This window comes from Pseudomonas sp. P9_35, from assembly GCF_034008205.1.
GTDB classification, from domain to species: domain Bacteria; phylum Pseudomonadota; class Gammaproteobacteria; order Pseudomonadales; family Pseudomonadaceae; genus Aquipseudomonas; species Aquipseudomonas kilonensis.
In genome coordinates this window covers 3,050,689-3,074,264 of sequence record NZ_CP125373.1, presented here as the reverse complement: position 1 = coordinate 3,074,264, position 23,576 = coordinate 3,050,689, and the positions used below count along the sequence as shown (strand labels likewise).

The following is a 23,576-nucleotide window of genomic DNA, read 5'->3' as shown; positions in this document are numbered from 1 at the left end:
ACAGGGCATCAATGGAGTCTAGATCCCTATTCACCGGGCGAGTTCAGGAAAAATCGACGTCACAGCCTCGCGCCTCAAAACTTGAACAGTGCCTGGGGTGCCTGGACCATTAACGCCCGCTTAAGTGGCGCCGCACATTCCAATGCGCGCAACTGCCCCATCACCGTTTCGAAACCGACATGTTCTTCATGCTGCGTGTGCGGCCAGTCGCTGCCCCACACCAGGCGCTCGGGGCCGAAGTGGTGTTCCAGCAACGTCAACGAGGCGCGGGCGAACTCAAGGTTCCGCGGGGCCGTTGCGCCCAATCGATAGATGCCGGACACCTTCATCCACACCTGTCCGCCCTGCCCCAGTTCCATCAATTGGGCAAAGCCAGGTTGATCCAGCCCCAAACGCGCATCCGGGCGACCGAAGTGATCGACCACCAGTTTGATGCCCAATGGCAACAGTTGTCCCATCAGCCCCGGCAAGTCCGCCAGGTTGGCATGCAACTCGACATGCCAATCCAGCTCTGCGATGTGGCCCAGAAAGCCTTTCCAGGTAGGGTCGCGAAAATCAGGCAAGGCCTCGCCCATCAAATTTAAGCGAACACCGACCACGCCCAAGCGGGCCATGTCGTCCAGCTCGGCCCGGCTGACGTCTCGCGCCACCACCGCGACCCCGCGCAAACGCTCTGGCGCTTGCCGTAGCGCGGCCAGCAAATAGCGGTTATCCGTGCCGAGAAAACTCGGCTGCACCAACACGCCATGACTCAAGCCGTGGGCGTGCAGATGGCCCAGGTACTGGGCGAGCGTGGCGTCATAGTCGGGTGTGTAGCGCCGGATAGCCGCGAGTTCCAGCCCGCGGCTGAATACGTGGGCGTGACAGTCAATGCCGGTGATCGGCGTAGTACGGGTATCAACCATGGGTTTCATCTATCGAAAATAAGGAAAATCAGGCCCGGGCGCCCTGGCTATCACGCTCAACCACAGAGGCCGATGCAGCAGTGGCTTCCAGGCTGCGACCGCGGGTTTCCGGCAGGCAAAGCGCCGCGATCACCGCCACGCCGTAGGCAATCCCGGCGTCGATGCCAATGGCCGAGCCCAAGGACATCGAATCGCTCATGTGACCGACCAGGAACGGGAACACCGCCGAGAGCACCCGGCCAAAGTTGTAGCAGAACCCCACGCCGGCGCCGCGGACATCCGCCGGGTACAGCTCGTTGAAAAACGCCCCGAGGCTCGCCGGAATGCCCGCTGCAAAGAAGCCGAGCGGAAACCCCAGGAACAGCATCTGGGTGTTGCTCAACGGCAGGAACACATAACACTGCACGGTCACCACGCAGCACAGCGCGAACAACACGATGTTCTTGCGACGGCCAATGCGATCGATCAACAAGCCACTGACCACGCAGCCGCACCAGAAGGCGAAGATGATCACCGCCAGGTAGCCGCCGGAGTTGAGCACCGACAGGTTGCGTTCGGTCTTGAGGAAGGTCGGCAGCCAGGTCATCACCGCGTGGTAACCACCGTGCGCCCCCAAACCCAACAGCCCGCCAAACAGGGTCACGCGGATCAGCTCGGGGCGAAAGATACCGCCCAGGGATTTGAAGAAACTCTGCGGGATGACGTTTTCTTTTTTCAGACGCTGGAAACTGTCGGGCTCTTCAACGTTGCGGCGCACCCAGATGATCAGGAACGACGGCAGCAGGCCGACGATGAACATCACCCGCCAGGCCATGTCTTGCGGCACGAGGGAGTAGATCAAGGTAAAGACGCCGACCGCCAGCCCCCAACCCACCGCCCAGGCGCTTTGTACCGTGCCCATGACCTTGCCGCGGTACTTGGGGTTGATGGTCTCGGCCATCAATACCGCACCGGCGGCCCATTCCCCGCCGATCCCGAAGCCCTGTAGCGCCTTGACGATCAACAACGAGTGGAAGCCGGTGACGAACGCCGACAGGAAGGTAAAGAAGGAAAACCACAAGATCATCCACTGCAGCGTGCGCACCCGCCCGTAACGGTCCGACAGCGTCCCGCCGACCCAGCCGCCAATGGCCGAAGTGACCAGGGTCACGCCGCTGACCAGCCCGGCATCGCCCTTGGTCAGGGCAAACGCGGCGATCAACGCCGGTATCGCCAGGCCGAACATCTGTACTTCCAGCGCATCGAGCGACCATCCGCCGAAACAGGCCCAGAACGTTTTGCGCTCCCGCGCAGTGACTTGGCGATACCAACTGAACATGATTTTTATCCTTATGGGTGGAACGAAAGGCAGCCGAGAGCGAACCGCGCCGCTACAGGGCCAGTCATGGCAAACAAAACGATAAGGGCTGCGGCGACCGACTCGCCGCTAGCCCGGTGGGGTCAGCGGATTTCCACGCGGTAGCGGAAATGCTCGGCATGCCCGCGCGAGCGTCGCCACTCCAGGGGATTGCCGGCGTAGTCCCGCGCCAGACGCTCGATCACCACCACCGGGCTGTTGACCGGTACTTGCAGCAATCGCGCGTACACCTCATTCACCGATTCGGCGGTGAGGGTTTCTTCGGCATAGGCGACCACCTGACCGCAGGTTTCTTCATAGATGGGATAAAGCAGCGGTCCTTTTTGACTCAGGTCGATCTCGAGCAAGGGTTGGAAACGGTTGCGGGGCAGCCAGATTTCTTCGGCGAGCACCGGCGCTACTTCCAACAAACGCACCCGCACGATGCGAATCACCGGCGCATCCGCCGGCAGCCCCAGCGCCTGGGCCACCGCCGAAGGCGCGGACACCGGCTCCACGGACAGGATCCGGCTCTCGGGAACCCGGCGTTCGCCTGAAGCGCTTTGAAAGCGGAAAAAACGGAACAACGACGATTGAAATTGCGGCCGGCGAATGAAGGTTCCGCGCCCCTGCTGGCGCTCCAGGACGCCCTCGCTGACCAGCGCATCGATGGCCTTGCGCACCGTGCCGGTAGACAACTGGTATTCGGCTGAAAGTGCCGCCTCAGTAGGGATCGCCTCCCCCGGACGCCAGCGATTATTGGCGATCTGTTCAGCCAATTGGTCGCGTAAACGTTGATACAGCGGCAGACGGGCATCACTGGAGAGAGATTTCATTGACCCTATTCACCTTGTTATCTAGTCATATATATGAATATGGGTGCGAGTATTTGCTCAAGGTCGATTGCTTGTCAAGAATGCCCGGGCTAGCTGGCTGACGAATGGCCGGCGGCAACAGTGGCAAGCGGTAGCCAGACCCGAACCTCGAACCCCTCCTGCCGATCTTTTGCCGGAGACAACAGTTCGATGCGCCCATTGATCCCCTGCACGATCGTCTTGACGATCGCCAACCCCAATCCCGACCCACTGATTTCGCTCTGGCCGCGCACGAAACGTTCGGTCAGGTGCTGCAGGACGGCTACCGGCACCACCGGTCCGGCATTGATCACCCGCAGCAGTGCCTGGTCCGTGAGGGTGACTTCGATGGGTTGATCCATCGCACCGTACTTCAATGCGTTCTCGATCAGATTGCGCAACAGAATGCCGAAGGCGTCCGGGTCGACAGTCGAATACACATGCGCCTGGGCAGGAAGTTGCAGCGCGATCTGACAGGTGTTGTTGTGCCGCCACTCATCCACCACGTGAGCCAATAATGGGACCAGGTCCTGGGGCGCTTGCGAGAGCAGTCCGCCCCCTTCAGCCTTGGCCAATTGCATGAGTTTTTCCGATAACCGGGCCAATTCGCGCAAAGCGCTTTCGATCTTTTTTGCACGCAAACGCAACGGACCTTCAGGGGCCTCCTGGTACAGCCGCTGGACTTGCGCCAATGTTGCGGCCAAGGGTGTACGCAGCTCATGTGCGCTATTGGCAGTGAAGCTGCGTTCGGCCTCCAGGGCCTTGCGCAAGCGCTCCAGCAGGCGGTTTACCGCATCCGCCAAGGGGTTGATTTCTGCCGGCAGGCGCGACACCTTGATCGGCGACAGATCACCCACGCCGCGGGCCTCTACCGCGTAACGATAGGCCAGCACGCTGCCCAGGCTCATGCGCACCAATAGCCAGGTCCCCAACAGGCTGATGGGGACCAGCGCCAATAACGGCCACAACAAGGTAAACAAGGCCTGTCGTGCGGCCTCGCGGCGATGGCGCAACGGCTCGGCGACTTCGATGAATACCGTCTCACGCAGCGCACTGGCGCCATACAGACGGTACTTTCCAGTCGTGGAGAAACCTTCAATCGGATGTTTGCTGAATACCTTCGGGTTGGCATCGTGGGACTGCATCAGGACCTTGCCCCCGGCATCGCGAACCAGATAGCTCAGGTGCTCCTTGTGCATCTTCAGGGTGGCAACCTGTTGCGCCTCGCCCGGGTTTTCCCGGTTGCTGATTTCCAGCACGGCCAGGGGCAAGATGCGTTGGGCGGTCTCCTCCAGTGCGCTGTCAAAGGCCTCGTTCAACTCATGTCGTACCCCGCGCCAAGTGCCGACTGTCGCCACCAGCCAGAGCAACGTCATGCCCAGCGTCAGTCCCAGGCCCAGACGCTTTTGCAGACTGAAGGTCGTCTTCATGCCGACACCATCCGGTAACCCATGCCCCGCACGGTCTCGATCAGGTCGCGCCCAAGTTTCTTTCGCAATCGACTGATATAGACCTCGATCGTGTTGCTTTCGATTTCGGCGCCGAAGGCGTACAGCCGATCTTCGAGTTGCCCCTTGGACAGCAGCGCGCCTGGACGCTGGATGAATGCCTCCAACAGCGCCCATTCCCGAGCAGTGAGGTCCACGGCCATGCCGGCCCGATGCAACGTACGGGCCGTCATGTCGACGTGCAGCTCACCGAGCCTGATCTGGGGATTGGGGTTACCGCTGTAACGACGAGCCACCGCAGCCACACGGGCCGACAGTTCAAACAGATCAAAGGGTTTGACCAGGTAATCGTCGGCGCCGGCATTGAGGCCGGCGATTCGATCAGAGATCTGGTCCTGGGCCGTCAGGATGATCACCGCCGTCGCGTCACCTGCGCTGCGCCGCTGACGCAGGAAATCCAGCCCTCGGCCGTCCGGCAACATCAAGTCAAGCAGGATCAGGTCATAAGCGGTCGTGCTTACGCTGCTGCGTGCTTGGGCAAGGTTCTGCACCCAGTCAACGGCATGGCCGTCATCGGCGATCTGTTCGCGCACCGCATCCCCCAATCTTGGCGAGTCCTCAACCAATAAAACCCGCATCGGGCAGCTCCTGTAATCGTGGTGTGCCGCACCTTAGCGGCCTTACCTGACGTGAATCTGAAGATTCAGCTGGCTGTCAGGAATGCACCGTAGGGTATGCCCACAACGAAGCCCCCGGCGGGAGACAGATCATGAAATCAGGTTTTATCGCCAGCACTGCGCTGATAAGTGTGCTGGCCAACGGTTACGCCTTGGCCGATGACGACTGCGGCGAACCAGTCAACGACTGGCAGCCACGGGAAACCCTGCGCCTGCAGGTGGAACAGCGGTACGGCTGGACGGTGCAGCGCATCAAGGTCGACGACGGCTGCTACAAGCTCAAGGGCCTGGACCGCCAGGGCAATGTCATCGAAGCCCGCTACGCCCCGGCGTCGCTGCACCTGCGCAAGCTCGAGATCTACTTCCGGGACGATGACGATGCCAGCGCCTACCTCGCCCCTGCTCCCGCACCGTGACATTTCGACGCGTTGATCCTGCCATTCAGGTTGCTGTCAGCAAGCAGGTCCAGGCTCTCGCCCCAACGATCAAAAGGACACCTCCCATGAAAAAAATCATCGCCACAACCTGCCTCGCCGGCGCCATCATCCTGCCGGGGCTGGCTCAAGCCCGTGAAATAACCCTCACGACCCAGCTCAAGCGCTACAGCGGCAACGATGCGTACCTGGCGATCTACGTCACCGACGCCAGCGGCCAGTACCAGAAAACCCTCTGGGTGGCCGGCAAAAAGGCCAAGTACTACAAGCACCTGGCCGACTGGGCCCGTGGAAGCAAGATGAGCCCCAGCGAGTACGACGGCGTCAGCGGCGCCAGCGTTGGCAGCGGCGACACCCTCAAAGTCAGCGTCGAGCTGGCAGACACCCTGATCGATGCCGGGTATCAGATTCGCATCGATAGCGCCGTCGAGGATAAGCGTGATGCCCGGGCAGACGTCAGCGTGGCCCTGACTTCGCAAGGCGCAGGCAAGCCAGCGACGGGCAATACCTTCGTCGAATCCTTTACCTACGACCTGTAGCACCTGCCATTTGCGGAGGCCGAACATGCTTCGCCAGCTCCACTCCCTGCCCGGTCTGATCGCCGCCCTGCTGGTCATGCTACTGGCCGTCAGCGGCGCGATATTGTCTGTCGATCCGGCCCTTGAACGCCTGAACAACACGTCCACTGCGCTCGGGCAGGTCAATGTCGCCCAGTTGGCGGGACGCGTCGCCGAGCACTTTCCAGCGGTGGAGCAGATCCAGCGTACGGCGTCCGGCACGGTCATCGTCTACTACAACCGTGACGGCCAGGTCCGTGCCGAAGAAGTCGACCCACTGACCGGTCAAGGCTTGGCACCGTACGAGCCCGGCACCTTCTCTCGCTGGATGAAAGACCTGCACCGCTCGCTGTTCCTGGGTTCGCCGGGCCATGGGGTCGCGGGGGCCGGCGCGCTGGTCATGCTGATGCTGTTGGTGTCCGGGGCGCTGTTGCTGGTCCGGCGGGTCGGCGGCTGGCGCAACCTGCTGCGGCCATTGCGGGGCAACTTCAGCCAGCGCTGGCACGCTGAGGTCGGTCGTCTAGCGTTGCTTGGGCTGCTGTTATCGGCACTGAGCGGGCTCTATATGTGCGCCACGACCTTCGACTTCATCGCCGATGGCAGTCAGAGCGAGCCGGCATTCCCCGACCACATCAGCGCAGGCTCGGCCTCGCCCGTGGCGAGCCTGCAAGCTTTGCAGGCCACCGATCTGACTGATCTGCGCGAGCTCGTCTATCCCAGCCCGAATAATCCGCAAGACGTGTTTTCCCTGCGCACGGCCCAGGGCGACGGCTACGTGGACCCGGTCAGCGGCGCCCTGTTGTCCTATCAAGCTCACGACTCGATGCGCAACGTCTACGAGTTGATCTATCAGTTGCACACCGGTGAAGGGCTCTGGTGGCTGGGCCTGTTGCTGGGCCTCTGTGCCCTCGGCGTGCCAGTGATGAGCATCACCGGCATCCTGATCTGGTGGCGTCGCCGCCAGGCCGGGCCGAATATCCGCCACAACAGCGCAGCGCAATCCGCCGACACCGTTATCCTGGTCGGCAGCGAAACCAACAGCACCTGGGGCTTTGCCAACACCTTGCATGAAGCCTTGCATCAAGCCGGCCATCACGTTCACAGCGCGGCAATGAATCAATACGCCAACGACTACGGCAACGCTCAACGCGTGTTCATCCTCACCGCGACCCACGGTGACGGCAATGCCCCGGCCTCGGCTTCGCAGTTCCTGGCACGGCTGGCCGAAGCCGGCCTGAAACCTGGCCAGCCGTTTGCCGTGCTGGGTTTTGGCGACCGGCTGTTTGCGCAGTTCTGTCAGTTTGCCCATCAGGTACAGGAAGCCTTGTTGCAGGCTAGTGGCACGCCGTTGATCGGACTGGAAACCATAAACCGCCAGTCATCCCAGGAATTTGCTCGCTGGGGCCACGCCGTGGGTGAGGTGCTGGGGCAAGACCTGACGCTGATCCACACCGCACAGCCGCCCCGCCCCCATCAACTGATCCTGGTCGAGCGCATTGCCTATGGTGAACAAGTCGGCGCGCCCACCCACGTGCTGCGGTTCAAAGCCTCAGGGACATTACCGGCCTTTGAAGCCGGTGATCTGGTCGGCATCCTGCCCCCTGACAACCCTCTCCCTCGGTTCTATTCGCTGGCCAGCAGCTCACAGGACGGCGTGCTGGAGATCTGCGTACGCAAACACAAAGGCGGTCTGTGCTCATCATTCCTTCACAGCGTGGAGATCGGGGCGACCATCGACGCCTTTATCCAAACGAACCCACAATTTCGCCCAGCGTCGGGCGCGCACCCAGTGATCCTGATCGGCGCCGGTACCGGCATCGGCCCGCTAGCCGGTTTTATCCGGAACAACAAGGCCCACCACCCCATGCATTTGTATTGGGGTGGGCGTAACCCGGCCTCGGACTTCCTCTACGAAACCGAGCTCAACCATTACCTGGCTGACCGGCGCCTGACGGCGTTGCACGCGGCCTTTTCCCAGGTCATGGACCGTTCCTACGTGCAAGACCGGCTGATCAGCGACGCCCTGATGTTGCGTCGGCTGATCGAAAAAGGCGCCCAGGTATTGGTATGCGGCGGTCGCGAGATGGCCAAGGGGGTGATGCTGGCCCTGGACGAAGTACTGGCACCGCTGAACCTGAATGTGCAGACCCTCAAGGCACAAGGACGCTATCGTGAAGACGTCTACTGAATTGCAACGCTACAGCCTGAGCGGCGAAACCATGGGCACGCGCTATACCGCCCTGTTCTATGCCGAAACCGAACTCGACACCCACCCGATCAGTCACAGCCTGGCGCATGCCGTGGGCCGGGTGGACCAGCAAATGTCGACCTGGAAAGCCGATTCGGATCTCAATCGCCTCAACAACGCACCGTTGCAGGAATGGATAGCGCTGCCCGAGGAACTGACCACGGTATTGTCTGCTGCGCTGCGCGTCAGCCAGCAATCGGGCGGCGCCTTCGACATCGCCGTTGGTGATCTGGTGGACGCCTGGGGCTTCGGTCCCGGCGAGCTGTCCATCACCGAACCGGCGCTCGATAGATTGCCTGCGCCCACTCGACGCTCGACTTGTGCAGCGCTGGTCGTTGATTCACAACGCAACCAGGTGCGCAAACAGGCACCGCTTAACCTCAACTTGAACGGCATTGCCAAAGGTTTTGGTGTCGATGAGCTGGCCCGTTGCCTGGACAGGTTTGGCATCACACGCTACCTGGTAGGCATCGACGGCGAGATGCGCGCGCGCGGCAGCAAACCTGATGGGCAGCCTTGGGTCGTGGCCATGGAAAAGCCCCGTCGAGGCGTGCGTGAGGTCATGGGGGTGATGGAACTCAGCGACGCCGCCATCGCCACCTCCGGGGATTACCGACATTGGGTCGACGTCAGGGGGCAGTCCTACGCCCACACGATGAACCCAGCCACCGGCGCCCCCCTGTGCAACCCGCTCGCAGCCGTCACGGTGGTGTCGACTTCATGCATGCTCGCCGACGCCTGGGCCACAGCGCTGATGGTACTGGGCGAAACCCAAGGCCCCCACCTGGCACAAGAACGCGGGATGGACGCATTGTTCGTCGTGCGCGACGGTTTGCAGTTCAAGGAAATATCCATAGTCGGCGGACAGTTGCAGGCTCAGGTCCAAACGCGCTGACGCCGACGCTCGGGTGTTGAGTCAGAAGAACGACCACTCACGCACCAGCCGGAGGTCATCATGCACCCACCTCACAGCGCAAACCTTGCAGTCATGTGCTGAGTGAGTGCAGCGTCCGGTGTTGCACCTGAACGCTGCCCCTGTGGGAGCAAAGCTTGCTCGCGATAGGGCCAAAACAGCTGAACGCAATTAACAACGTTTAACTCGCGCGCGCGCGTCCCACGCCCAAGAATGAAGCTCTTGTCTTCCTGGCGCGAAAGCCCTCCTTCGCCCGCCCAATTTCACATGGAAATGAAGCATGTTGCCTGCACCACACCCCTCAACCGCCGCCCTGAAACCGCTCTGGCTGCTTGCCCTGCTCAACGGCAGCGCCGCACCGGCAATGGCAGCGGAACTCGCGCAAAGCACGCCTGGCTTTCTCGACGGGGCGACGCTGCAAGTCCTCAGCCGCAACTTCTACCTCAACAATGACTATCGCACCCCAACCCCGGCAGGCAAAAGCTACAAACAGGAATGGGCCCAGGGCTTCATCGCCTCGTTCGAGTCCGGCTTCACCCCCGGCACGATCGGCATAGGCATTGATGCCCACGCGTTCCTGGGGTGGAAACTGGACGGCGGCAAGGGGCACTCCGGAACGGGATTATTGCCGCTGGATGAGAACGGGCGAAGCGAGGACCACTACTACAGTGCGGGCGGCGCGCTGAAACTCAACACCTCACGCACCACCCTGGCGGTCGGCGAAATGACCGTGCAGAGCCCGGTATTCGACACCGCAGACAAGCGCCTGCAACCCGAATACGCCAGCGGCCTGCTGCTCTCCAGCCGCGAGTTCGAAGGGATCGACCTGCAGGCGGGCCACTTCAGTGCGTTCAAGAATCAGGACGCCTCGACCAGCAAGGGTGACTTTTCCGGGTATGGGGCGACGACGCGCCACGGCGCCATCGACTTCATCGGCGCCGACCTGTTCACCGGCCAAGCCCTGGGCGGCGCGCTCTACGCCTCCGAACTGAGCGATACCTGGCGCCAGTACTATGCCAACCTGCATGCCACCCTTGGCGAACTGTTCCTTGACGGCAACCTGTATCACACCCGCGACTATGGCAAGGCCAACGCCGGGACCATCGACACCACGGCCTATAGCCTGAGTGGCAAATACCGGCTCAATGCCCAGGCGTTCACCCTGGCCTATCAGAAAATCAACGGCGACACGCCCTTCGATTTCGTCGGCGGCGACTCCATCTACCTGGCCAACTCGATCAAATATGCCGACTTCAACGGCCCGGGCGAGCGCTCATGGCAAGCGCGCTACGACCTTGACCTGGGCACCTTGGGCGTCCCCGGCCTGAGCTTCATGGCCCGCTATGTGACTGGACGCGGGATCGACGGCAGCCATGCTCCCCAAGGCGGTGCCTACAACCCGTTCGATAGCGACACCGGTACTTACAGTCCGCAACAAGGCGCTGGCGGACGCCATTGGGAGCGCGACCTGGACCTGCACTACATCGTGCAGTCAGGCTCGGCCAAGGACCTGTCGCTGCAACTGTCCCACGTCACCCATCGCGCCAATAGCAGTCAGGGCGGCGATGACATCGACCGGCTGTATATCGTCATCCAGTACCCCCTCAAGCTGGGGCCGTTCTGACCCTGCCACAATGGATACCCAAAACTTTATCCGTCATGGTGGCTTCACCGGTTTAACCGCGACTGGCCGAAGCCGGCCTGGCTATCACTTCCCAATTCACCTTCAAGCCAGTCGAGCAGTGCGCCCACCTCAACCCGACCTTCCCCGCCCGGCCGGCTGAATACCGATATCGCATCAGGCAAAGGGACGCTTTCTACGCAAGGTCTCACCAACGCACCGCTCTCAAGCAGCCCTTGGGCGGTGCGCCGCCACCCCAACGCGATGCCATGCCCCTCGACCGCCGCCTGGAGCATCAAGGGATAGCTATCGAACACCGAGCCCTTGGGAGCGTCGTCGAGCGACAGTCCAAACGCCTGGAACCAGGCACCCCACTGCATCCAATGAGGCGGCGTAGCGTGATAGTGCAAAAGGGTGTGGGACTTCAGGTCACGGACTTGCAACACTTCGTGGGTACGCAGGTAATGAGGACTGCATACGGGAAACACTTCATCAGCGGCGGTAAACATCAAGCCATGGACGCCGCTGGGCCGTCCTGTGCTTTGCAGGGCCACGTCAAAATGCTCATTGAACTCAGTCAGCGGCCCGGTGGATGTGGCCACCTGGATCTCGATTTCCGGGTATCGCTGGTGGAACGTCGAGAGCCGCGGCATCAACCAGTAGAACGCTTCGCATAATTGGCACAGCAAAACGACGCGATTTTTACCTGGCGATTGACGAAGGCTGACAGCACTGGCACTGATACTTTGCAACGCGTTACTCACCACACGTCCCAACTCACGCCCTTGTGGGGTCAGGAAGACGGCGCGGTTACGACGGCAGAAAAGCTTCAGCCCCAGGTCCTCTTCGAGCCCACGGATCTGCCGACTGATCGCCGCTTGGGTGATGTGCAGTTCCTCGGCGGCCTTGGAAAAACTCTCCAGGCGCGCAGCCGCTTCGAAGGGCAACAAGCTGGCAAGCGGCGGCAATGATTTCCCAAGGGTATTCATAATCAGAGGTAATGCATCCAGGGCGAGAACTCGTTTGTAGCATAGCTGCGACGCTGTGCAACATGAGCTCAATGCCTTAAGGATATGCATGAATGCCCAATGCCTACTCGAACACCCTCGCCGGCGTGAGCCTTGCCGTCGTCGCGACACTGAGCTGGGCGTTGAATTTCATTGCGCCTTACGTCGTCGGTGCCTACACGATCCACGATCTGATGATCATACGGTTCCTGATCGCCGGGGCGCTGGGTATGGCTGTCGTGGTGGGCTATCGAACCCAGCTTCGGCACCTGCGCCGCAGCCAACTGCTGCTTGGCGCAAGCCTGGGAGTCATCGGGTACCTCGGTTACAGCAGTTGCATTGCCGCAGGCGTCATGTTTGCCGGGCCGGTACTGACCCCGGCGTTTATTGGCATGGTGCCGGTCTTGCAAGCACTGCTCGGCAATGCCACCCACAAAACCCTTCCATGGCGAAGGCTGGCGATACCCCTGGCTTTTTTAACGGGAGGGCTATTGCTGTCGAACATCAGCAGCATCCAGCAGCCCCTGAGCGACGACGGTTCATGGTTGACGGGTGTGTTTTTCTCGATCGGTGCGGTGCTCTTGTGGCTCGTATTCAGTTGGTTGAACCAGGGCGCCTTGGTCAACCTGTCGGCCAGCGCTTCGGGGGCCTGGACCGGCCTCATGATGGTCGGCGCAGGGATCGGCACCTTGTGCTTGTTACCGGCGGCGCAAGCGTTTGATCTTCTCAAGCTGCCAAGCGTGGGTTTCAGTGTTTCCCTGGCGGGACACTTGTATACCTGGGGTCTTGTGATTGCGCTGATGTCGTCAGTCATCGGGGCCTGGGCATGGAACGCAGCGTCCCGTCGCCTTCCCATGGTGCTTTCCGGGCAGTTGATAGCCCTGGAATCACTATTTGCCACACTGCTGGGCGTGTTGTTTCATCACCGGTTGCCAACGCTTCTAGAAGCGTCAGGTCTTGCTGGCGTGCTGGTGGGGGTGGTGATGGCAGTTCGTATTATTCTGACGTCCACTGTTCCTGATAGAAATGCCTCCTTCATCCGCTGATTACTTGCGCGTGGCCTTGTCCGGCATCCGAGTGGCCCGGAGCCTTGCCGTTGCGGCGTTATTTGCCGCCGACTCCAGTCGGGCATCCACTTCTTGGTGGACACCGGGGTCCGTCTGCTATTGGAAAGGGAAACCCTGACCCCTGAAAGATTTGCACCGTTCCTACCGATCAAGCGCCCGGTGGCAGCGCTGCGACTTCTTTGACGGCCCTCATTGCCCAAAGGTTGGCGCGATCCGCGCCTGGCAACCTTGTACAAAACAGGTACAGACCTATACAAAGCGGATTACAATGACATCACTGTGATATCAATCATAACGGCGCATACTCCCCTATGCTCAAGCAAGCGCCACTCCGGGAATGCTGAAAACAAAGCCAAGGACGTCCTGAGTAAAAGGGACGCCGCGACTCCAAAAGAGTAAAGGCCATGTCGAACGATAAAGAAACCGACGAACGTTGCATAAATAGCACTATCGAGCCCTGTCGCTCACGTTCCGAGTCCCCCTATTGGAACGGTCAACTCCCTCATCAAGACACCTCGCACGCCTCCCATTCCCTGGACCCGCAGGTAAATGATGGAAATTGCACCTCGATCGATAAGGCAAATATTGCCAATATCCAGGTGAGTTCTACGACGCTGAACGAAGAGTTGATCACGGCGAGGAAACTCTGTCTCCAATCGAAGTCGGCAGTCGTTGCGATGTTCAGTGATGCACGAATGGGGCGTGCCATTTCCATCGACCAAGCGGATAAACTCGTCGAAGATATAGCCCGTTCAATCATGCGTCACCCAAGTGCTTTCATCAGCCTGGCCCGACTTAAAACGGCGACAGAATACACGTATATGCATTCAGTCGCCGTCAGCGCCCTGATGATTGCCGTGGCTCAACAACTGGATTTTCCTGAAGAGCTTGTTCATCAAGCTGGACTTGCGGGTTTATTGCATGACATTGGCAAGATGGCCATTCCCGGTATCATTATTAACAAGCCGGGAAAACTGACCGATGATGAATTCGCAGTCATTCGTCAACACCCGCGGCTAGGCGCGCAAATATTGCGAACCTCGACACCACTGTGCGAAGCGGTGATTGACGTGTGCCTGCATCATCACGAAAAAGTGGACGGGTCTGGCTATCCAGATCGGTTGATCGGTGAGCAGATAAGCCTCTTTTCCCGCATGGCGGCCATTTGCGATGTCTATGACGCAGTCACATCGGATCGCCCCTACAACGAAGCCTGGTCCCCCGCCATTGCCATTCAAAAAATGTCGGGATGGAATCGACATTTCGATAAAACGGTATTCCAGGCCTTTGTGAAGTCAGTCGGTATTTATCCGGTTGGCTCCATCGTTCGCCTCAGCGGCGGCGCTATCGGCGTGGTCACTGAGCAGAACCCATGTTCGTTATTGAACCCAAAAGTAAATACCTTCTTCTCCACCTCTTTAAACACCTACGTCACCCCCTCGATCATCGACTTGAGTGAGCCGACCTCAAGCGAAAAGATCATTGAACGAATCACGGCAAAACAATACGGCTTCAAAAATACAGAAACATTGTGGAGCGAACTTCCCGCATAAAGCTGACACCTAGCGAAATAACCCATTTACTGCCCCAGCTTGACGACGAATCGACCGAGGGTATGGCTTTAGCCGAGAAAAAAAGGCGCAATGGGATAGTTCTTCTATGCTTGGTTCACTCAAAGGAGTTCATCCCTGTGCTCGAGCCCGAAGCCCGACTTCTACACGTGCACTCCCTCAAGGCTGCTTGCTCGAACTGCAGCGTGCTTGAACTGTGCCTGCCCATTGGCCTGACGGGCGGTGAAGTCGAGCGCCTCGACACGCTGATCGCCCAGCGGGTGAAGGTCAAGAAAGGCGCAGCGCTGTATCGCACCGGCGACCCGCTGCGCTCGTTGTATGCCGTGAGATTGGGTTTCTTCAAGACCAGCGTCCTTTCGGTAGACGGTCGCGAACAGGTCACCGGTTTCCAGATGCAAGGCGAAATGCTTGGCCTGGACGCTATCAGTACCGATCACTACGCCTGTAATGCCATTGCCCTGGAAGACAGCGAAGTCTGCCCGCTGCCTTTCAACCTCCTGGAAAAACTGGCCCACGACTTACCGTCGTTGCAGCACAACCTGAACAAGCTCCTGAGCCGGGAAATCGTGCGCGACCACAGCATGTTGTTGATGCTCGGCAACATGAACGCCGACGAACGCCTGGCGGCTTTTCTATTGAACCTCTCCCAACGGCTTAACATGCGTGGTTATTCCTCCAGGGAATTTGTCCTGCGCATGAGCCGCGAGGCCATCGGCTCCTACCTGGGTCTGCGCCTGGAAACCATCTGCAGGGGCATCGCCCACCTGCGCCAGGAAGAACTGGTAGACATGCATGGGCGCAATGTCACCATTCTGGACTTGCCCGGCCTCAAGCAAAAAGTCGCCGGTTGCCATCGTCATGCGGAACTGTGATGCATCGTTGAAGCTGCCGGCCCCTTCGCGAGCAATCTCGCTCCCACATGGAGTCGTGGTGAGCACAAGTCCGGCGGCTACAAAAAATTTAAATATTTATATTTTTTTTTTTTCTCCTATTACTCCCCCCATTTTTCAATCCGAAAATCCCCTGTGGGAGCGAGCTTGCTCGCGATAGCGGCGGGTCAGTTGGCTTTGATTCGGCTGGGCCGCCGCCTTCGCGAGCAAGCTCGCTCCCACATGGGGTCGTGGTGAGCACAAGTCCGGCGGGGGCGGCCCCCCCCATCACAGAAAATCCCCTGTAGGTGCGAGTCTGCAATCTGCCCTCCCTCAGCCCAGGCAAACCAAGCCCTGGAGCACCGGACCGCGCAACGTGGCGGTACTCATCCCTTGACCGCCAGCACACTGCCCGGCACCGAGTACAAGGCGCGTTCTGTCGTGCTGCCAATCAAACGCTCAAGACCGGCGCGGTGCACAGTGCCCATCACCACCACGTCGGCCTCGAATTCGTCGATGAACTCCTGAATGACCGGCACCGGCAGGCCAACGACAAAGTGCCGACGTTCCGCCGGTACGCCACAGCGCTCGGCCAGGCTGATAAACGCCGCATGCAGCGATTCGCGCAGGGCGTCGGCAAAGTCATCATCCCAAGCCCCGGCCAGCAACGAGGCTTCGCCATTGAAGGCCGGCGACAGGTCGCAGGCGTACAACAGATGCAACGAGGCGTCGCATTGCCGGGCCAGCGCGGTGGCCGTCTGGACGATGCGCTCGTTCAACGCATTGGCCTCGGGGTCCGAGGGGTCCACCGCCGCCACGACCCGGCGCGGCAAGCCGTGCACCGCCTGGTTGACCAGGTGCACCGGCACCGGACAGTCGCGCAACAGATGACAGTCAAGGGGTGTTGCAAACACGCGTTTGAGCAACGGTTCGAGGGTGACGTCCTTGATCAGCAGGTCAGGCTGGAACTGCTCGACGTAGCGCAGGATGTCCAGCAACGGATGGAGCGTCCACACCACGTGAGTCGTCACATCCAGGCCTTCCTCCTTGAGCAGCTCCGCCTCCTCCACCATCCAGCGACGGTAGCGGTGCAAATAGCGCTGCACACCCGCTTCATCGGTTTTTTCACCCCATAAGTGGGTGCGCGCCGGTGGCTGGACGAACGCGCACAAATGCAGCGCCGCGCCGCTGGCCCGGGCCAGGGCACAGGCCCTGCGCATCGCTGCGCAGGGGTGCAGATCAGGTTCGACGATCAATAGCAGACGCTGGTATTGCCCCATCGCACACCTCCATCGGATTGCCCACACGAAATCCAGAACCTTGCATCGGCCTTTTCCGACGCGATCTTCAGCGTGCGCCCATCAAGGCCCCGGACGGTTTGATCTGAATCAAAGGCAGGACAATCGACGGACGAATACGCGGGCACTGATCCAGATCAGAATCGATCGCCGTGGCGGGCGTAGAACAGTATCGAATGCGCAGCTTTTTATCGCACCGCACGTGCACATCCGAGGGAGGATCGCACCATGCTCACTGTCAAAGACCACAACGAACGCGCCGCTGCCCTGTATGCCAGCATCAGTGGCAAGCACTGGATCCAGGCACTCAAGGACGGCCGGCATGTCTTGATCCGCCCGCTCAGGGACCAGGATCGCCAGCGCGAATACGACTTCATCATGCGCCTGTCACCGGAGTCCCGGCACATGCGCTTCCTGGCGCAGATCAATGAGCCGGGCGCGGCGCTGCTCGATCAGTTGATGGATGTCGACTGCAAGACGCGCATGGCCTACATCGCCCTGGTCCATGACAACGGCGAGTTGATCGAGATCGGGGTCAGTCGCTATTGCGCGACCCAGGAACACGAATGCGAGTCTGCGGTGACCGTCGCTGACCCTTGGCAACACCTGGGGCTGGGGACGTTGTTGATGGAGCACCTGATCGACACCGCGCGTAAAAACGGCTACCGCCAGATGTACTCCGTCGATGCCGCCAGCAATGCCCCGATGCGGGACTTGGCCCATAGCCTGGGTTTTGAAACCCACAGCGATCCTGATGACACCCGGCAGGTCATCCACCGGCTCTACCTTTAGCTCCGGACGCTGCGCGAGGCCTTGACATGGCCTCGCGCAGCGTTGCTCCAATCACACTTGCGGCTTGATCGCCAACACGCTGCAAGGCGCCCGTTGCAGCAGTAACTCGGCGGTGGTGCCCAGGCGCTTGTCCAGGCCACGATGTGCCGTGGTACCCATGACGATGACATCGATCTGGTGATCGGTGGCGAACGTGCAAATGCTGTTCAGCGGCGCCCCTTCGATGAAGTGGCGCTGCTGCGGTGCGACCCCATGCCGCTCGGCCAGGGACTCGAACACCTCATGTTGTGCCTGGCCCAACGCTTCATAGAGCCCGGTGGCCAAGGGCAGCGCACCAATGCCCATGTCCGAGGCGTAGACGGCCGTCCAATCGAAGGCGTGCACCAACTCGACCTGGGCGTTGCATTGCTCGGCCAGTTTGACTGCGGCGTCGACGATCTGGTCGTTGAATACCAGGTCCTGCTCCTCGCTGCGCAGCACATCGACAATCGCCAGGACCCGCCGAGGCCGGGGGTTACGCGAATCCGTGACCAGATGCACTGGCACCGGGCAGTCGCGCAGCAAGCGCCAGTCCAGGGGCGTGAAAAACACCCGCTTCATCGCCGGTTCCGGCTGCGCGTCCTTGATGATCAACGCCATCGGCATCTCCTTGACGTATTGCTGCAAGGCTTGGAAGGCATCCTTGCTCCAAACCACCTCGCTGGTCACCTCGACGCCGTGCCGGCGCGCCAGTTCGGCCTGTTGCCACAGCCAATGCCGATGGGTTTGCAGATAGCCCTCACGCGCTTGCTTGACCTGGTCCGGGGCGAACAGACCGGCCACCGAGAGCACCTCCAGGTAGTCGAACGCCACGATGTGCAGGGGCAGGTCCAGCGCCAGGGCCAACTCGGTGGCCCGGTCGAACGCCGGCGTACGGATCATGGCGTCGGGCGCCACTAGCAACAAACGTTGAGTCTGAGACATGGAACACCTCGGCACGTGGCGACAGCCACTTAAAGGATTGAGGGTTCCAGAATGGACGCCTGCCAGAAACAGGACTTGATCTTCATCAAACAGCCATCATTCATTCAGGCTGACAAACTCGGGAGCAACAGCCCCGCCCACATCGCCAGCGTGACCAGCACCTGGCCGGGAATCACATACCCGGCGAACCTTCGCCCGCCACTGAGCCACGCTACCACGCACTTGCTCAGGGAGTTGCTGCTCAGCGCCATCAGGACCGGCACGGCGACGCCGTCGAAGGGCAACAACCCGCCCTTGGCCAGGGAAGCGATGGAGGCTGTCGAGGCATGGGCGTCGAGCAAGCCACTGAAAATCGCGGTGACGGTCACCCCGGCCTGGCCAAACGCATCGAGCATTGCCGACGAGAGGACGGTGATAGCGGTCATCGCCAGGACCATCGTCACCGCCAGCTTGAGGCTGAAGGCGCCGCCGTGCTTGATGGTTTCATCGGCCCGCGCCCTTGGCTGGGGAAACATCAGCACGCCGGCATAGAGCAATACCATCAGCATCCCGCACACCAACGGCCCCCACATCCAACGCAGCAGCGCGGGGTCCACGGCCGCGAGAATCAGGCCCATTTGAACCACCGTCGCCAGGTTGGATAACACCGCCGCGGCGCTCACCACCTTGAGATTGATCGGCTCCTTGGCCGCGATACCACCCATGGTCGCGACCGTCACTGTGGCGGAGGCGAATCCTGAGGCAATCGCACTGAGGGCGTAGCCGTAGCGGGTCCCCAGGGTCCTAACCGCGACATGCCCCAGCGCCCCCACGGCCATCAGCATAACGGTGAGCGTGCCCAGGTTGCGCAGGTTGATGGCGTCATAAGGCCCGAGGAAGCGATCCGGCGCCAGCGGTAGCACGACCAGCGCGGCGATCAACAGCACCAGGCCATCGCGCATCTCGGTGGCCGTCAATTGGTTGCGGGCAAAGTGGTGCAACGCCTGACGGCTGGCGAGCAGCCCGGCCATCACCACCCCAATCGAGGTCGCCAGGCCCGGGGCGCTCGCACAGAGAGCGCCCAGTGCCAATACCGCGAACAAGGCCACCTCGCTGGTAATCCCCGGGTCCTTATCGAGGTTTCGCCAATAGGCCACGGTGACCAAGGCGCCCAGGGCAAGGGTCATGCCCCCCAGCAACAAGGGACCGCCCGCCTGGACCGCCAGGTAGCCGAGCACGGACGTGATGGCGAAGGTGCGCAGGCCGGCGAAGTCGCGCCGGTCGCCCTCGCCTTTGCGCCGTTCGCGCTCAAGCCCCACCAGCAGGCCGATTCCCAGCGCGGCGGCGGCATTGGCGAAGGCCAGGGTTTCAGTCATGGTTACGGCTCTCTGGCGCCCTGGGGCGACTGATCATGCTCAAACATAGCGCGATTGCCTCGCCGCTGCCGTCTTCGATGCAACGCTTTGCAGCGTGTTTGATGCAAATCAAGTTACCGGGCTCCATGACGCTCATGATCGATGACAGACACCACGCCGCGCGAAACATCGCCCGGCGCCAACAGGTCCTTGCCCGGGAGGTTTGTCATGTCTACGCAATCACGCTTGATGCTGGTCGTCTCGCCACTGATGGAACACAGCCCGGCGTTCGACCGGGCCGCCGCACTGGCCAGGGCCGAAGGCGCGGCGCTGCATATTGTCGCGTTTGACTACCTCGAAGGCCTGGCCACGGCCGGCCTGGTCAACGAGCAGGCACTGGAGCAGATGCGCCTGGGCTACATCGAGCGCCATCGGCAGTGGCTGGAGGAACAGGCCAGGCCCCTGCGCAACCTCGGTATCGAGGTCACGACGGAAGTGACGTGGGTCGAGCGCCCCTTGCAGGAAATCCTGGTCCACCTCAAGGAAGCGCCGATGGATGCGCTGATCAAGTCGGTGGACCCTGAGTCGTGGTTTTCCCGACTGATGTTCACGCCGCTGGACGTGCATCTGCTGCGCGAATGCGAAGTTCCGCTGCACTTCGTCAACAAGGTCACCCACGCCCGCCCGCGCAAGATTCTGGCCGCCATCGACCCGTTCCATCAGGACGGACGCTACGAAGGCCTCAATGACCGGATCCTGAGCGAAGCCAACAAGCTGGCCAGCAGCTGCGACGCGACGCTGGAAGTCATCTACGCCTATGACCTTTCGTCCATTACCGCCGCTGAATACGGTTTTGGCAACGGTTCGATGTTCTTCTCCTCGACCCTGGCCCGTCAGCTCTACGAGTCCCAAGGCGCGGCCTTCGATGCACTGGCCGAACGCAATGGCATCGCCCCGGACCAGCGACGCATGATCATGGGTGACCCGGCCAAAGTGTTGGCGAGCTACGCCGCGTCCAATGACATTGATGTCATCGTCATGGGCCGCGTGCGCTACGGCAGCCTGGACAAGCTGATCGGCAGCACCGTCGAAGGCCTGCTGTACAAGATGCCCTGCAGCGTGTGGGTGATTGCGCCGCAGCAGATGGGTTGAAGGCAGGCCCGATGATGGGTTGGAAACAAATGGGCACGCAAGCTCGCTAGCTCTGTCTCCCGGCGATCAGGCCAGGCCCTGCTCCTTCAACCGCCTGTATAACGTGCGTTCACTCACGCCCAGGTGCCTGGCCAGTTCGCGGCGGGTGCCTTTGAAAGTGGCCACGAGCTGTCCAAGGTCCCTGCTATCGGGCGCAGGCGTCAAGGCTGGGGCGGACAACGCCACGGGCGTCGCGGGCAGATGCAAGGCGTGAATGACACCGTCATCGGCAAACAGCGCAGCCCTTTCCAGGACATTGCGCAGCTCGCGGATATTGCCCGGCCAGGAAAAACGCTGCAATTGCATCAGCGCTTCGGGATCGATGGTCAGCCGACGCTTACCGATCCCGGAACGTTGCAGGAACGAATCCACCAACAGGCCGATGTCTTCAAGGCGATGCCGCAAGGGCGGCAGATGGATGGGAAAAACGCTGATGCGGTAGTACAGATCTTGCCTGAACTCGCCTTTCTCGAGCATTTTCTCCAACGGCTTATGGGTCGCGGCCACCAACCTGAAATCCGCGTGCAGGGTTTCCACACTGCCGACACGGCGATAGGTTCCAGACTCGATCAGTCGCAACAGTTTCACCTGCATGGCCAGGGGAACGTCGCCTATCTCATCGAGAAACAGCGTACCGCCCTGGGCCGTCTCTACCAGGCCCACCTTGCGCAGGGTGGCGCCGGTAAATGCGCCCTTCTCGTGGCCGAACAGTTCACTCTCGAACAAGGTTTCGGTCAGCCCGGAGCAATCGACCACCACAAAAGGCCCCGCGGCCCGTTCACTGGTTTCATGGACGGCGCGGGCAAACAGCTCCTTGCCGGTGCCGGACTCTCCCAGCAACAGGACCGGTAACGTCGAGGGCGCTACCCGCTGCAGTTCCAACAGCGCCTGATTAAAGGCCGGCGAACTGCCCACCAGCCCCTCGTTACTGGGCCGGGCCGATGCGCTACGCACCTGGGTAAGACGTTCCACATAAGCGGTGATGACGCCATGCTCATTCAGGATCGGGCGCAGCTCCACGTCGACGTGTTCGGGCCCGCGCGGTGTGTGATGAATGTGCAAGACCCGATCCGGGCTGCGCATCTCCCTGGCCTTTTTCATCGGACAGTGCTCACCGGCCTGGTCACAAGGCACATCGTAGTGGTGGGAAATCCGATAACACTTGTGGCCAATGAAAGGTTTGTCGGCGCTGCCAAACTGACGCAGGTAAGCCGTGTTCGCCGCCAGGATGTTGTAATCGGGATCGAGGACGATCATCGGCTGGGGCTCGTGCTCCAGAAACGAGACCAGGGACTGCACCTGGTCTGGATGCGCAAGCAGGTCTTGGGTGGGCGGCAGGCTGTGTGTCATCGCGGCTCCAGTGATTCATTCAGCAAGGGTGACACTGCCACTATGCCAATAAACACTGCCAATGGCAGTTTAATTGTCGGGACCGCGGAAAATGCCCGATCGATACTTATCAATTTAAACCCATAAAATCATATGGTTAGCCATAAAAACAGACACCACATCCACATGGCAGCATTATTGCTGTGTCTGTTCTTCAAGCAGCTCGATGAGAGCCCGAAGGAGACCGTTCATGACCGTAAAACCCTACGTCGAAGGATTTTTCGATCCTGAGACCCACACTGTCAGCTACCTGGTGCTGGACGAAACGACCCGCCAGTGCGCATTGATCGACAGCGTCCTGGATTACGATCCCGAATCAGGCCGTACCACAACCACCTCGGCCGACAAGCTGATGACCCGGGTGATCGAACTGGGGGCGAAGGTCGAATGGATTCTTGAAACCCACGTTCATGCCGACCACCTCACCGCCGCCCCGTACCTGAAGGAAAAACTCGGCGGCACGATAGGGATCGGCAGCCAGATCACCGCCGTGCAAGAAGTCTTTGGCACGCTGTTCAACACCGGTGGGGAGATGCCCCGCGATGGCAGTCAGTTCGACCATCTGTTCGTCAATGACGAGTCGTTCACCGTCGGAACGCTGCAATGCCGTGCGCTCCACACACCGGGCCACACCCCCGCCTGCATGACGTATGTCATCAGCCACGGCCAGGAAACGGCGGCATTCGTTGGCGACACCTTGTTCATGCCCGACTACGGTACCGCACGGTGTGACTTCCCCGGTGGCAACGCGCATACCTTGTTCCGATCCATCAACAAGGTCTTGAGCCTGCCAGCCAACACCCTCCTCTACACCTGTCACGATTACCAACCCGGAGGCCGCGAGGTGCAATTTTCCAGCACCGTCGCCGAGCAACGTGCCGACAATGTCCACGTCCGTAACGGCATCAGTGAAGAAGCATTCGTGACGATGCGCACCCAGCGCGATGCCTCGCTGGACATGCCGACGCTCATCCTGCCATCGGTCCAGGTCAACATGCGGGCCGGGCATTTCCCGGAGCCGGAATCGAACGGCACGCGCTACCTGAAAATCCCGCTCAATCGGCTCTGACGCCCCCGCACCCATAAGAAAACAGTCATCACG

At 60.7% G+C, this 23,576-nt stretch carries 21 protein-coding genes; 11 read left to right on the top strand and 10 right to left on the bottom strand.

Annotated features, from left to right (window positions below; translation table 11 throughout):
* Positions 1-74: 74 nt before the first annotated feature.
* The 5 genes from QMK47_RS13420 to QMK47_RS13400 form a co-directional block, all read right to left on the bottom strand.
* The gene (locus QMK47_RS13420; protein WP_320390367.1) at positions 75-905 is read right to left on the bottom strand and encodes an amidohydrolase family protein; all 831 of its coding nucleotides are present in this window, start codon (positions 903-905) and stop codon (positions 75-77) included.
* Positions 906-933: 28 nt separating this feature from the next.
* Positions 934-2,223 carry an MFS transporter gene (locus QMK47_RS13415; RefSeq protein WP_320390366.1) on the bottom strand — a complete coding sequence of 430 codons (1,290 nt, stop codon included), beginning with the start codon at positions 2,221-2,223 and terminating at the stop codon, positions 934-936.
* A gap of 122 nt (positions 2,224-2,345) precedes the next feature.
* Positions 2,346-3,077 carry a GntR family transcriptional regulator gene (locus QMK47_RS13410; protein WP_320390365.1) on the bottom strand — a complete coding sequence of 244 codons (732 nt, stop codon included), beginning with the start codon at positions 3,075-3,077 and terminating at the stop codon, positions 2,346-2,348.
* Positions 3,078-3,166: 89 nt separating this feature from the next.
* Entirely contained in the window at positions 3,167-4,525 is a 1,359-nt protein-coding gene (locus tag QMK47_RS13405) for an ATP-binding protein (protein WP_320390364.1), read from the bottom strand.
* Positions 4,522-5,181, bottom strand: coding sequence for a response regulator transcription factor (locus QMK47_RS13400; RefSeq protein ID WP_028237064.1), 660 nt, complete (start codon positions 5,179-5,181; stop codon positions 4,522-4,524). Before QMK47_RS13400 ends, QMK47_RS13405 begins: the two co-directional genes overlap by 4 nt.
* Positions 5,182-5,312: 131 nt before the next feature.
* Between QMK47_RS13400 and QMK47_RS13395 the strand changes: the two genes are divergently transcribed.
* From QMK47_RS13395 to QMK47_RS13375, 5 genes are all read left to right on the top strand, one after another.
* Positions 5,313-5,636 (top strand): PepSY domain-containing protein, encoded by a 324-nt coding sequence (locus tag QMK47_RS13395; RefSeq protein WP_253474117.1) that lies wholly within the window; start codon positions 5,313-5,315, stop codon positions 5,634-5,636.
* Between the two features lie 86 nt (positions 5,637-5,722).
* Positions 5,723-6,193, top strand: a complete 471-nt coding sequence (locus tag QMK47_RS13390) for a DUF2271 domain-containing protein (protein ID WP_253474114.1) — start codon at positions 5,723-5,725, stop codon at positions 6,191-6,193.
* 25 nt (positions 6,194-6,218) lie between these two features.
* Positions 6,219-8,399, top strand: coding sequence for a PepSY domain-containing protein (locus QMK47_RS13385; protein WP_320390363.1), 2,181 nt, complete (start codon positions 6,219-6,221; stop codon positions 8,397-8,399).
* Positions 8,383-9,354: an FAD:protein FMN transferase gene (locus QMK47_RS13380; RefSeq protein ID WP_320390362.1), complete on the top strand. Its 972-nt coding sequence runs from the start codon at positions 8,383-8,385 to the stop codon at positions 9,352-9,354. The genes QMK47_RS13385 and QMK47_RS13380 overlap by 17 nt, the downstream gene beginning before the upstream one ends.
* Before the next feature lie 298 nt (positions 9,355-9,652).
* Positions 9,653-10,996, top strand: coding sequence for an OprD family porin (locus tag QMK47_RS13375; RefSeq protein WP_320390361.1), 1,344 nt, complete (start codon positions 9,653-9,655; stop codon positions 10,994-10,996).
* A gap of 44 nt (positions 10,997-11,040) precedes the next feature.
* On the opposite strand, the gene QMK47_RS13370 is transcribed toward QMK47_RS13375, so the two are convergent.
* Positions 11,041-11,982, bottom strand: a complete 942-nt coding sequence (locus QMK47_RS13370; RefSeq protein ID WP_258691030.1) for a LysR substrate-binding domain-containing protein — start codon at positions 11,980-11,982, stop codon at positions 11,041-11,043.
* Between the two features lie 92 nt (positions 11,983-12,074).
* On the opposite strand from QMK47_RS13370, the gene QMK47_RS13365 reads away from it, so the two are divergent.
* The 3 genes from QMK47_RS13365 to fnr all read left to right on the top strand — a co-directional run bounded on the left by QMK47_RS13365 (position 12,075) and on the right by fnr (position 15,510).
* Complete coding sequence (locus tag QMK47_RS13365; RefSeq protein ID WP_320390360.1) at positions 12,075-13,046, top strand: EamA/RhaT family transporter; 972 nt, start codon at positions 12,075-12,077, stop codon at positions 13,044-13,046.
* Positions 13,047-13,471: 425 nt separating this feature from the next.
* A complete protein-coding gene (locus QMK47_RS13360; protein ID WP_320390359.1) occupies positions 13,472-14,620 on the top strand; it encodes an HD-GYP domain-containing protein in 1,149 nt (382 codons plus the stop codon).
* Between the two features lie 137 nt (positions 14,621-14,757).
* Positions 14,758-15,510: a fumarate/nitrate reduction transcriptional regulator Fnr gene (fnr, locus tag QMK47_RS13355; RefSeq protein WP_018602135.1), complete on the top strand. Its 753-nt coding sequence runs from the start codon at positions 14,758-14,760 to the stop codon at positions 15,508-15,510.
* 383 nt (positions 15,511-15,893) lie between these two features.
* On the opposite strand, the gene QMK47_RS13350 is transcribed toward fnr, so the two are convergent.
* Positions 15,894-16,787, bottom strand: a complete 894-nt coding sequence (locus QMK47_RS13350; RefSeq protein WP_320390358.1) for a universal stress protein — start codon at positions 16,785-16,787, stop codon at positions 15,894-15,896.
* Positions 16,788-17,033: 246 nt separating this feature from the next.
* On the opposite strand from QMK47_RS13350, the gene QMK47_RS13345 reads away from it, so the two are divergent.
* The gene (locus QMK47_RS13345) at positions 17,034-17,597 is read left to right on the top strand and encodes a GNAT family N-acetyltransferase (RefSeq protein WP_018602132.1); all 564 of its coding nucleotides are present in this window, start codon (positions 17,034-17,036) and stop codon (positions 17,595-17,597) included.
* Positions 17,598-17,648: 51 nt separating this feature from the next.
* On the opposite strand, the gene QMK47_RS13340 is transcribed toward QMK47_RS13345, so the two are convergent.
* Positions 17,649-18,560, bottom strand: coding sequence for a universal stress protein (locus QMK47_RS13340; protein ID WP_320390357.1), 912 nt, complete (start codon positions 18,558-18,560; stop codon positions 17,649-17,651).
* 104 nt (positions 18,561-18,664) lie between these two features.
* A complete protein-coding gene (locus tag QMK47_RS13335; RefSeq protein ID WP_320390356.1) occupies positions 18,665-19,915 on the bottom strand; it encodes an MgtC/SapB family protein in 1,251 nt (416 codons plus the stop codon).
* A 207-nt stretch (positions 19,916-20,122) separates the two neighbouring features.
* Here QMK47_RS13335 and QMK47_RS13330 point away from each other — a divergent pair, with 207 nt between their 5' ends.
* Entirely contained in the window at positions 20,123-21,046 is a 924-nt protein-coding gene (locus QMK47_RS13330) for a universal stress protein (RefSeq protein WP_258691023.1), read from the top strand.
* Positions 21,047-21,112: 66 nt separating this feature from the next.
* On the opposite strand, the gene QMK47_RS13325 is transcribed toward QMK47_RS13330, so the two are convergent.
* On the bottom strand, positions 21,113-22,435 hold the full coding sequence (locus tag QMK47_RS13325; protein WP_253474060.1) for a sigma-54 interaction domain-containing protein: 1,323 nt from the start codon (positions 22,433-22,435) through the stop codon (positions 21,113-21,115).
* A gap of 229 nt (positions 22,436-22,664) precedes the next feature.
* Between QMK47_RS13325 and QMK47_RS13320 the strand changes: the two genes are divergently transcribed.
* Entirely contained in the window at positions 22,665-23,543 is an 879-nt protein-coding gene (locus QMK47_RS13320) for an MBL fold metallo-hydrolase (RefSeq protein WP_214511781.1), read from the top strand.
* The last annotated feature ends 33 nt before the right edge of the window (positions 23,544-23,576 follow it).